Here is an 8,787-nt window from a genome sequence, read left to right as displayed (position 1 = left end):
ACCCCCCCTTGGCTCGCCGGAAAAGGCGAAAGGCGAGCAAGAAAGCGGCGTAGTGAGCGAGCCAACGGTGCGGTGGTGTTGGTCGCACGGCCACGGCGTGCCGTGGCCCTACACGAGGGGCGTGTCCTTGCCGCCGGTACAGGAGCCATCGGCAAACTTTGCTGCAAGCAAAAAAGGCGCAACACCCAGTGCTGCGCCTTTCTCGTTTATCCCGCCAGCAAACTTATTTGCCGATCAGCGCCTCAACCTCGGCAATGCGCGCTTTCAGCGTCGCCATATCCGGGCAGCGCAGTGTCGCGTGGCCGACTTTGCGACCGGCCTTGAAGGCCTTGCCGTAGTGGTGCAGATGGCAGTGCTCAATCGCAGCGACGGCGTCGACGGCGGGGACTTCGCCGATAAAGTTGAGCATCGCGCTTTCACCGACCTTGGCGGTTGAGCCCAGCGGCAGTCCGGCGATGGCGCGCAGGTGGTTCTCGAACTGACTGCACTCGGCACCTTCGATGGTCCAGTGGCCGGAGTTGTGTACGCGCGGGGCGATCTCGTTGGCTTTCAGGCCGCCGTCGACCTCGAAGAATTCGAAGGCCAGCACGCCGACGTAATCCAGCTTATCGAGTACGCGGCCAACGTAGTCTTCGGCCAGCGCCTGCAACGGATGATCGGTACTGGCGATCGACAGCTTGAGAATGCCGTTTTCGTGGGTGTTGTGCACCAGCGGGTAGAAGCGCGTTTCACCGTTGCGGGCGCGTACGGCAACCAGCGAGACTTCACCGCTGAAGGGCACAAAGCCTTCCAGAATGCAGGGCACGCTGCCCAGCTCGGCAAAGGCGCCAACCACGTCTTCGGGGTGGCGCAGCACTTTCTGGCCCTTGCCGTCATAACCCAGGGTACGGGTCTTCATCACTGCGGGCAGGCCGATGCGCTTGACCGCAGCGTCGAGGTTGTCCTGCGACTGGATGTCGGCAAACTCCGGGGTCGGGATGCCAAGATCCTGAAACATCGACTTCTCGAACCAGCGGTCGCGGGCGATGCGTAGCGACTCGGCGTTCGGGTAGACCGGGACGAACTGCGCCAGGAAGGCGACGGTTTCGGCCGGAACGCTTTCGAACTCGAAGGTCACCACGTCCACTTCATCGGCCAGCTGGCGCAGGTGATCGGTGTCGCTGTAGTCGGCGCGGATATGTTCACCGAGGGCCTGGGCGCAGGCATCCGGGGCCGGATCGAGAAAGGCGAATTGTTGGCCGAGCGGGGTGCCGGCCAGTGCCAGCATGCGACCCAGTTGTCCACCACCGATGACACCGATCTTCATATCCGATTCCTCACGCCTGACGCGGGTCTGGGTTGTTCAGCACGTTGTCGGTCTGCTGGCTGCGGAAATCCTGCAGCGCCTTGCCGAACTGCGGGTGTTTGCCGCCGAGGATGCTGGCCGACAGCAGCGCCGCGTTGACCGCACCGGCCTTGCCGATGGCCAGGGTAGCGACCGGCACGCCGGCGGGCATCTGCACGATCGACAGCAGCGAATCGACACCGGAGAGCATGGAGGACTGCACCGGTACGCCGAGCACCGGCAGGTGGGTCTTGGCCGCGCACATGCCCGGCAGGTGGGCTGCGCCGCCGGCGCCGGCGATGATCACTTCGATGCCGCGATCGGCCGCTTCTTCAGCGTATTGGAACAGCAGATCAGGCGTGCGGTGGGCGGAAACCACCTTCACTTCGTAGGGAATGCCCAGCTGTTCAAGCATGTCGGCCGTATGGCTCAGGGTGGACCAGTCGGACTTGGAGCCCATGATCACGCCAACCAGTGCGGTCATCTGTAGTGCCTCGCTCATCAGGGCCGCCTCGGCGGCAGAAACCAACAAGCCACGGCAGCGAACTGGCGTGGCTTGCTTGGAGAGTGCAGGCTTATCGAGGGCCTGCCGCTAAACAGACGGCGCAGTATACCTGTAATTGCGTAAATACAGTAATGCGCCCGTCGGTTAGCCCGCGTTGCGGCCGGGGTAGCGCGCGCGCGGTGTGGCCATCGGCAGCGGGCCCTCGCCGATCTGGCGGAACTCGTTGGTATCCGAGTCGTAGGCACGAATGTGCGCGGTCTCGATGTCATACACCCAGCCGTGAATGAACAGCTCACCACGGGCCAGACGGGATGCAACCGAGGGGTGGGTCGCCAGGTGCTGCAGTTGGGCGATCACGTTCTCCTCGGTCATCATCGAGAGTTTGTCGTCGCAGCAGTCGCAGTTGTCTTCGACCACAATCTTGGCGACTTCGGCGTGACGTAGCCAGGCCTTGACGGTCGGCAGCGAGTCGAGGGTTTCCGGGGCCAGTACCGCCTTCATCGCGCCGCAGTCGGAGTGACCGCAGATAATGATGTGCTGCACGTTCAGCGCCAGGACCGCGAACTCGATGGCGGTGGACACGCCGCCCATCATCTGGCCGTAGGGCGGTACCACGTTGCCGACGTTACGGGAGACGAACAGATCGCCTGGCGCGCTTTGGGTGATCAGCTCCGGCGCCACGCGCGAATCCGCGCAGGTGATGAACATGGCGCGCGGAATCTGCTCGTGGGCCAGCTGCTTGAACAGTTCCTGCTGCGCCGGGTAGACCTCGTTGCGGAAGCGGTTGAAGCCGTCGACGATTTGCTTGAGGGCTTCTTCGGCACTCTCATTGCGTCTGGAGTCGTTATTCATGTCGCAGTCTCAATTTCGGGTTGGGCTGTATGGATAGACGATCAGTATTCCTGTGACGACACCGGCCTCTGGTGACGCCGGTGCACAAAGGGTCAGCGGGTGTTGCCACCCGCTGCAGTGCGGCAACTCAGGCTTCGATCTCGATCAGGATCTCGCCCGGATTGACGCGATCGCCCTTGGCGACGTTGACCGCCTTGACGGTGCCGGCGATGGCCGCCTGGATCTCGCTTTCCATCTTCATGGCCTCGCTGACCAGCACGGCCTGACCGGCCTTGACGCTGTCGCCGACCTTGACCAGCACGTCAACCACGTTGCCCGGCATGCTGGTGGTCACGTGACCCGGCTCGCTGGCCTGCTTGCGCTTGCTGCCACCGTCACCGACAAAGGCATTCAGCGGCTCGAACACCACCTCTTCCGGCATGCCGTCGAGGCTCAGGTAGAAGTGACGCTTGCCGTCGCCCTTGACGCCCACACCGGTGATGTCGACGCGGTAGGACTCGCCGTGCACATCAATGATGAACTCGGTCGGCACGCCTTCGCTCGACGCGGCCGGCGCGCCTTCGCCCGGTGCCGGCAGCAGTTGCTCGGGCTTGAGGGTGCCGGCTTCGCGTTCTTCGAGGAACTTGCGGCCAATGTCGGGGAACATGGCGAAGGTCAGCACGTCTTCTTCCGATTTGGCCAGGGCACCCGCTTCGCTGCGCAGGCGGTCCATTTCCGGCTTGAGCAGGTCGGCCGGGCGCACGTCGATGACCTCTTCGCCGCCAATGGCCTGACGGCGCAGCTTCTCGTTGACGGTACCCGGTGCCTGACCGTAACGGCCCTGCAGGTACAGCTTCACCTCGTTGGTGATGGTCTTGTAGCGCTCGCCGGCCAGTACGTTGAATACCGCCTGGGTGCCGACGATCTGCGAGGTCGGGGTAACCAGCGGCGGGAAGCCGAGGTCTTCACGTACGCGCGGGATTTCGGCAAACACGTCCTGGATGCGATCCAGTGCGCCTTGCTCCTTCAGCTGGTTGGCCAGGTTGGACATCATGCCGCCCGGCACCTGGTTGACCTGTACGCGGGTATCCACGCCGGTGAAGTCGCTCTCGAACTGGTGGTACTTCTTGCGTACGGCGTGGAAGTACATGCCGATTTCCTGCAGCAGCTCCAGATCCAGACCGGTGTCGTACGGGGTGCCTTTCAGCGCGGCAACCATCGACTCGGTGCCCGGATGGCTGGTGCCCCAGGCCATGGACGAGATCGCGGTGTCGATGTGGTCGGCACCGTTCTCGATCGCCTTGAGCTGACACATGGAGGCCAGGCCGGCGGTGTCGTGCGAGTGAATGAACACCGGCAGATCGAGCTCGGCCTTCAGTGCCTTGACCAGCTCGCCGGTGGCGAACGGGGTCAGCAGACCGGCCATGTCCTTGATGGCGATGGAGTCGATGCCCATCGCCGCCATGTCTTTCGCCTGTTTGACGAAGGTTTCAACCGTGTGCACCGGGCTGGTGGTATAGGCGATGGTGCCCTGGGCGTGTTTGCCGGCGGCCTTGACTGCTTCGATGGCGACCTTGAGGTTGCGCACGTCGTTCATGGCATCAAAGATGCGGAACACGTCGATACCGTTCTCCGCGGCCTTGGCAACAAAGGCGCGCACCACGTCGTCACTGTAGTGACGGTAGCCGAGCAGGTTCTGACCGCGCAGCAGCATCTGCAGGCGGGTGTTCGGCAGCGCCTTGCGCAGGGCACGCAGACGCTCCCACGGGTCTTCTTTCAGGAAGCGCACGCAGGCGTCAAAGGTCGCACCGCCCCAGACTTCCAGCGACCAGTAACCGACCTGGTCGAGCTTGTCGCAGATCGGCAGCATGTCTTCGGTACGCAGACGGGTCGCCAGCAGAGACTGGTGGGCGTCGCGCAGGATGGTATCGGTAACGGTGATTTTGCGTGTGTTGCTCATTTTCTGTTCCTCATCAGCTGCAAGCTTCAAGCGCCAAGCTGCAAGCGGTGTGACTTGTCGCTTGCGGCTTGAAGCTTGCCGCTAGTGTCATAGTCCGGCGTGGGCGGCAATCGCGGCTGCGATGGCGAGCGCCAGTTCCTCGGGTTTGCGTTTGATCGAGTAGTTCAGCAGCTCGGGGTGGGCTTCCACGAAGCTGGTGTTGAACACGCCGGAGCGGAACTCGGCATTACGCAGGATCTCCTGGTAGTACGGGGTCGTGGTCTTGACCCCCTGCAGGCGCATGTCGTCCAGCGCGCGCAGGCCACGGTCCAGCGCCTCTTCCCAGGTCATGGCCCAGACAATCAGCTTCAGACACATGGAGTCGAAGTTCGGCGGAATGGTGTAACCGGTGTAGATCGCGGTATCGACCCGCACGCCCGGACCGCCCGGTGCGTAGTAGCGGGTGACCTTGCCGAAGGAGGGGAAGAAGTTGTTCTTCGGGTCCTCGGCGTTGATCCGGAACTGGATGGCAAAGCCCTGATGCTGAACGTCTTCCTGCTTGATCGACAGCGGCAGGCCGGAGGCGATGCGGATCTGTTCGCGAACGATGTCGACGCCGGTGATCTGCTCGGTAATGGTGTGCTCGACCTGAACCCGGGTATTCATTTCCATGAAATACACTTCGTCGTCGGCCAGCAGGAACTCGACGGTGCCCGCGTTCTCGTAACCGACCGCCTGCGCTGCCTTGACCGCCAGGTCGCCAATGTAGGCACGCTGTTCCGGGGTCAGCTGCGGGCTGGGCGCGATCTCGATCAGCTTCTGGTTGCGGCGCTGGATCGAGCAGTCACGCTCGAACAGGTGCACGGTGTTGCCGAAGCTGTCGGCGAGAATCTGCGCTTCGATGTGTTTCGGGTTGACGATGCACTTCTCGAGGAAGACTTCCGCGCTGCCGAAGGCCTTGGTGGCTTCGGAAATGACCCGCGGGTAGGCCGATTGCAGCTCTTCGCGGTTGTTGCAGCGACGGATACCGCGACCACCACCACCGGACGTTGCCTTGAGCATCACGGGGTAGCCGACGCGCTCGGCTTCGCGCAGCGCCTCGTCGAGATCCGCCAGGTTGCCTTCGGTACCGGGGGTGACCGGTACGCCGGCGGCAATCATGCTGCGGCGCGCTTCGGTCTTGTCGCCCATGCGGGTAATGACCTCGGCCGCCGGGCCGATGAACTTGATGCCGCGCTCGGCGCAGATCTTCGCCAGCTCGGCATTCTCGGAGAGAAAACCGTAGCCCGGGTGCAGGGCGTCGCAGCCGGTTTCTACCGCCAGGTTGACCAGCTGGCGCGGGTTCAGATAACCCGCCAGCGGGTCGCTGCCGACGTTGTAGGATTCGTCCGCACGCTTGACGTGCAGGGCATAGCGGTCGGGATCGGTATAGACCGCAACCGAGGTAATGCCCATCTCCGCGCAAGCGCGGACGATGCGAACGGCAATCTCGCCCCGGTTGGCAATCAGAATTTTCTTGATCACGTACGCGTTCCTCGTGGTGGTGATCGAGTGGATGCGGTGAACATCTTGCGTGTCGGGGTGCGTGGCCCCGGGCAACACATTGCAAAATGTGTCCTGCATACCCTAAGGGGGCCGGCAGTATTCTGTGAAATGAATAATACTTGGCTTATCTATAAGTGATTGCTTATATATACTGCGACCATGCAAAGCCGCCCCGTCCATCAAGGCTAGACCATCATGCGCAAATCATTGCTGCGAATGACCCTGCGCCAGTTGCAGGTATTCCGCGCTGTCTGTGAGTTCCGCTCCTACAGCCGCGCGGCCGAAGCCATGGCGCTGACCCAGCCGGCGGTCAGTCTGCAGGTTCGCCAGTTGGAAGAGCAGGTGGGCTTGCCGCTGTTTGAATACGTCGGCCGCAAGCTCTATCTGACCGAGGCGGCGGAGTCGCTGCTGGCTGCATCCGCTGACATCTTTGATCGGCTGGACAGCCTCGACATGAACCTGTCGACGCTGGAAGGCAGTTTGCGCGGCGAGCTGAGGCTGTCGGCGGCGAGTAGCGCGCAGTATCTGCTGCCGCATCTGCTGGCCGCGTTTCGTGAGCGCTACCCGCAGGTCACCTTTCGTCTCGACGTGACCAGCCGGGCGCAGATTATCCAGCGCCTGGCAGACAACCTCGATGACTTGGTGATCATGGGGTTGGTGCCTGCCGATCGGGCGCTGGAGTTTTTTCCCTTCCTTAATAACCCGATTGTGGCGGTTGCCCGCCCGACCCATCCGCTGGCCAGGCAAACCCATATTCCGCTGGCTAGACTGGAAGAGGAAATGGTCCTGCAGCGCGAGGCCGGGTCGGGTATCCGCAAGGCCTGTGATGAGTTCTTGCAGCTCAAGCGTGTGCACCTGGGACAGACCATGCAACTGGGGTCGACCGAGGCATTGGTGCAGGGCGCCATCGCCGGGCTGGGCGTCGCTCTGGTACCGGGGCACGCGGCGGCGGCGTGGATTCGGCGCGGTGAGCTGGTCTGCCTGAATATCAGCGAGCTGCCGCTGATGCGCAGCTGGTGCGCAGTGCATGCGCGAGGCAAGCGCCTGAGCCCGGTCGCAGAAGCGTTTTTGGCTTTTCTGCGCGAGGAAAAGGCGCTGATCCGTCAGTTGGCGGAACCCTTCGAACCCACCGTTGCCGATCAGTAGAGACGATGCGAACGATGAAAGTCGGTCTGACCAAGCAGTTCGGGAAAGTCACTGAAAGACGCCTGCAGCGCCTGACTTTCGCGGTAGTCTTCAATGGCGCGGCGATAGGCCATGCGCTTCTTGTCTTCCTGGCGGCGGCGTTCGCGGCGCTCGCTGGAAGCGGAGTGAGTGTCACCTGCAAAATCCGGATCAAAGGCCATGTTGGCGTCTCCCGAGTCGTGATGGGTGCGGTTTCACGGGGGCATGATGCGCCGCCCTGCATGACCGGGTGATGACACAGGAGTGAACTATGTTTGAACTGGACCGGCATTTGGCCCAGGACATTGTCGACCGGGCGATGGCGATCTTGCCCTACAACGTCAACGTGATGGATCGGCAGGGCGTGATCATCGGCAGTGGGGACGCCCAGCGCGTTGACTCTCTGCATGAAGGCGCCCAGCTGGTGCTCGCCAACCAGCGTGTGGTAGCGCTGGACGAGCAGGCCGCAGCCTGTCTGCAGGGTGTCAAACCCGGTATCAACCTGCCGCTGCTGCACGCGGGGCGGCTGGTCGGTGTGCTGGGCATTACCGGCGATCCGGAGCAGGTACGGCCCTTTGCCGAGCTGCTGCGCATGACCGCCGAGATGCTGGTCGAGCAACGGGTGCTGCAGGCCGAGCAGCACTGGCGCGGACAGCAGCAGGAGGCCTGGCTGGTCAACCTGCTGGAGCGGGGCTATCCGCTGGCCAGCCTGGAAGCCGACGCCGAACGTCTGCGCATGCGCTGGAAGTGGCCGTTGCAAGGCTGCCTGCTGTGTCTGGCCAGCGAAACCGATCACGAGTTGGCGCAGGGCCAGTTGATCAGCCAGATGCGTTTGCGCCATCCGCAGGACATCATCTTGCCGCTGGGCCTGCACGATGTGCTCTGGCTGCGCAGCGGCAAGGCCGAGACGGTGCGGCGCAGCTGGCTGGAGCAGGCCGATCAGCGCGGCTGGCCGGTCGGTCGTTTGTTGCTGGCCGAAGCGGTGGAGTCGCTGGCGGACCTGCGTGAAGCGACCGAGGCGCTGATCAACCTGCGTGATTACGCCCAGGAAATGCGTCTGTCCGAGCGGTTGGTCGGGTTGGGGGATTACCGTCTGGCGGTGCTGCTGCATCAGCAACAGGGCAGTTGGACCGTGCAACGTCTGCTGGCGCCGCTGCAGCCGCTGCGGCGGGCCGATGGCAATGGTCAACTGGTCGCCACCCTGCGCAGCTGGCTGCAGCATAACGGCCATACCCAGGCTTGCGCCGTCGCTTTGCAGGTGCATCGCAATACCTTGCGCTATCGGCTGGACCGGATTGCCGAGATTACCGGGCTGGATCTGGATCGGATGACGGATCGGATGCTGTTGAGTATTGGGTTGGCGTTGTTTCCGGAGTAGCTGGGTGGCGGCTGCCGCTCCGTTCTTACTTGAATACGCGCTCCGCGTTGGTTTTTTTTGTGCTTAGTACGGGCTGTAGCACTGCCTGATTGTCCGTTTTT

The 8,787-nt window shown here is 62.9% G+C and carries 8 protein-coding genes; 2 read left to right on the top strand and 6 right to left on the bottom strand.

The window, feature by feature from the left end:
- Positions 1–223: 223 nt before the first annotated feature.
- The 5 genes from ASB58_RS19685 to ASB58_RS19665 all read right to left on the bottom strand — a co-directional run bounded on the left by ASB58_RS19685 (position 224) and on the right by ASB58_RS19665 (position 6,123).
- On the bottom strand, positions 224–1,306 hold the full coding sequence (locus ASB58_RS19685; protein WP_118132061.1) for a 5-(carboxyamino)imidazole ribonucleotide synthase: 1,083 nt from the start codon (positions 1,304–1,306) through the stop codon (positions 224–226).
- A 10-nt stretch (positions 1,307–1,316) separates the two neighbouring features.
- The gene (gene purE, locus ASB58_RS19680) at positions 1,317–1,808 is read right to left on the bottom strand and encodes a 5-(carboxyamino)imidazole ribonucleotide mutase (RefSeq protein ID WP_096005017.1); all 492 of its coding nucleotides are present in this window, start codon (positions 1,806–1,808) and stop codon (positions 1,317–1,319) included.
- Positions 1,809–1,973: 165 nt separating this feature from the next.
- On the bottom strand, positions 1,974–2,681 hold the full coding sequence (locus ASB58_RS19675; protein ID WP_118132060.1) for a carbonic anhydrase: 708 nt from the start codon (positions 2,679–2,681) through the stop codon (positions 1,974–1,976).
- A 127-nt stretch (positions 2,682–2,808) separates the two neighbouring features.
- Positions 2,809–4,620, bottom strand: a complete 1,812-nt coding sequence (gene oadA / locus ASB58_RS19670) for a sodium-extruding oxaloacetate decarboxylase subunit alpha (protein WP_118132059.1) — start codon at positions 4,618–4,620, stop codon at positions 2,809–2,811.
- An 87-nt stretch (positions 4,621–4,707) separates the two neighbouring features.
- Positions 4,708–6,123 (bottom strand): acetyl-CoA carboxylase biotin carboxylase subunit, encoded by a 1,416-nt coding sequence (locus tag ASB58_RS19665; protein ID WP_104736672.1) that lies wholly within the window; start codon positions 6,121–6,123, stop codon positions 4,708–4,710.
- 216 nt (positions 6,124–6,339) lie between these two features.
- Between ASB58_RS19665 and ASB58_RS19660 the strand changes: the two genes are divergently transcribed.
- On the top strand, positions 6,340–7,290 hold the full coding sequence (locus tag ASB58_RS19660) for a LysR family transcriptional regulator (RefSeq protein WP_118132058.1): 951 nt from the start codon (positions 6,340–6,342) through the stop codon (positions 7,288–7,290).
- Here the strand turns inward: ASB58_RS19660 and ASB58_RS19655 are convergent.
- Positions 7,284–7,490: a PA3496 family putative envelope integrity protein gene (locus ASB58_RS19655; protein ID WP_096004925.1), complete on the bottom strand. Its 207-nt coding sequence runs from the start codon at positions 7,488–7,490 to the stop codon at positions 7,284–7,286. The two genes, ASB58_RS19660 and ASB58_RS19655, sit on opposite strands and share 7 nt — an antisense overlap.
- 89 nt (positions 7,491–7,579) lie before the next feature.
- Between ASB58_RS19655 and ASB58_RS19650 the strand changes: the two genes are divergently transcribed.
- Positions 7,580–8,686 (top strand): sugar diacid recognition domain-containing protein, encoded by a 1,107-nt coding sequence (locus ASB58_RS19650; RefSeq protein WP_096004924.1) that lies wholly within the window; start codon positions 7,580–7,582, stop codon positions 8,684–8,686.
- The last annotated feature ends 101 nt before the right edge of the window (positions 8,687–8,787 follow it).

Source organism: Pseudomonas abyssi (assembly GCF_003444685.1).
GTDB classification, from domain to species: domain Bacteria; phylum Pseudomonadota; class Gammaproteobacteria; order Pseudomonadales; family Pseudomonadaceae; genus Halopseudomonas; species Halopseudomonas abyssi.
Note: the sequence above shows the minus strand (reverse complement) of the source record. Positions and strands in the feature narration are given on the sequence as shown.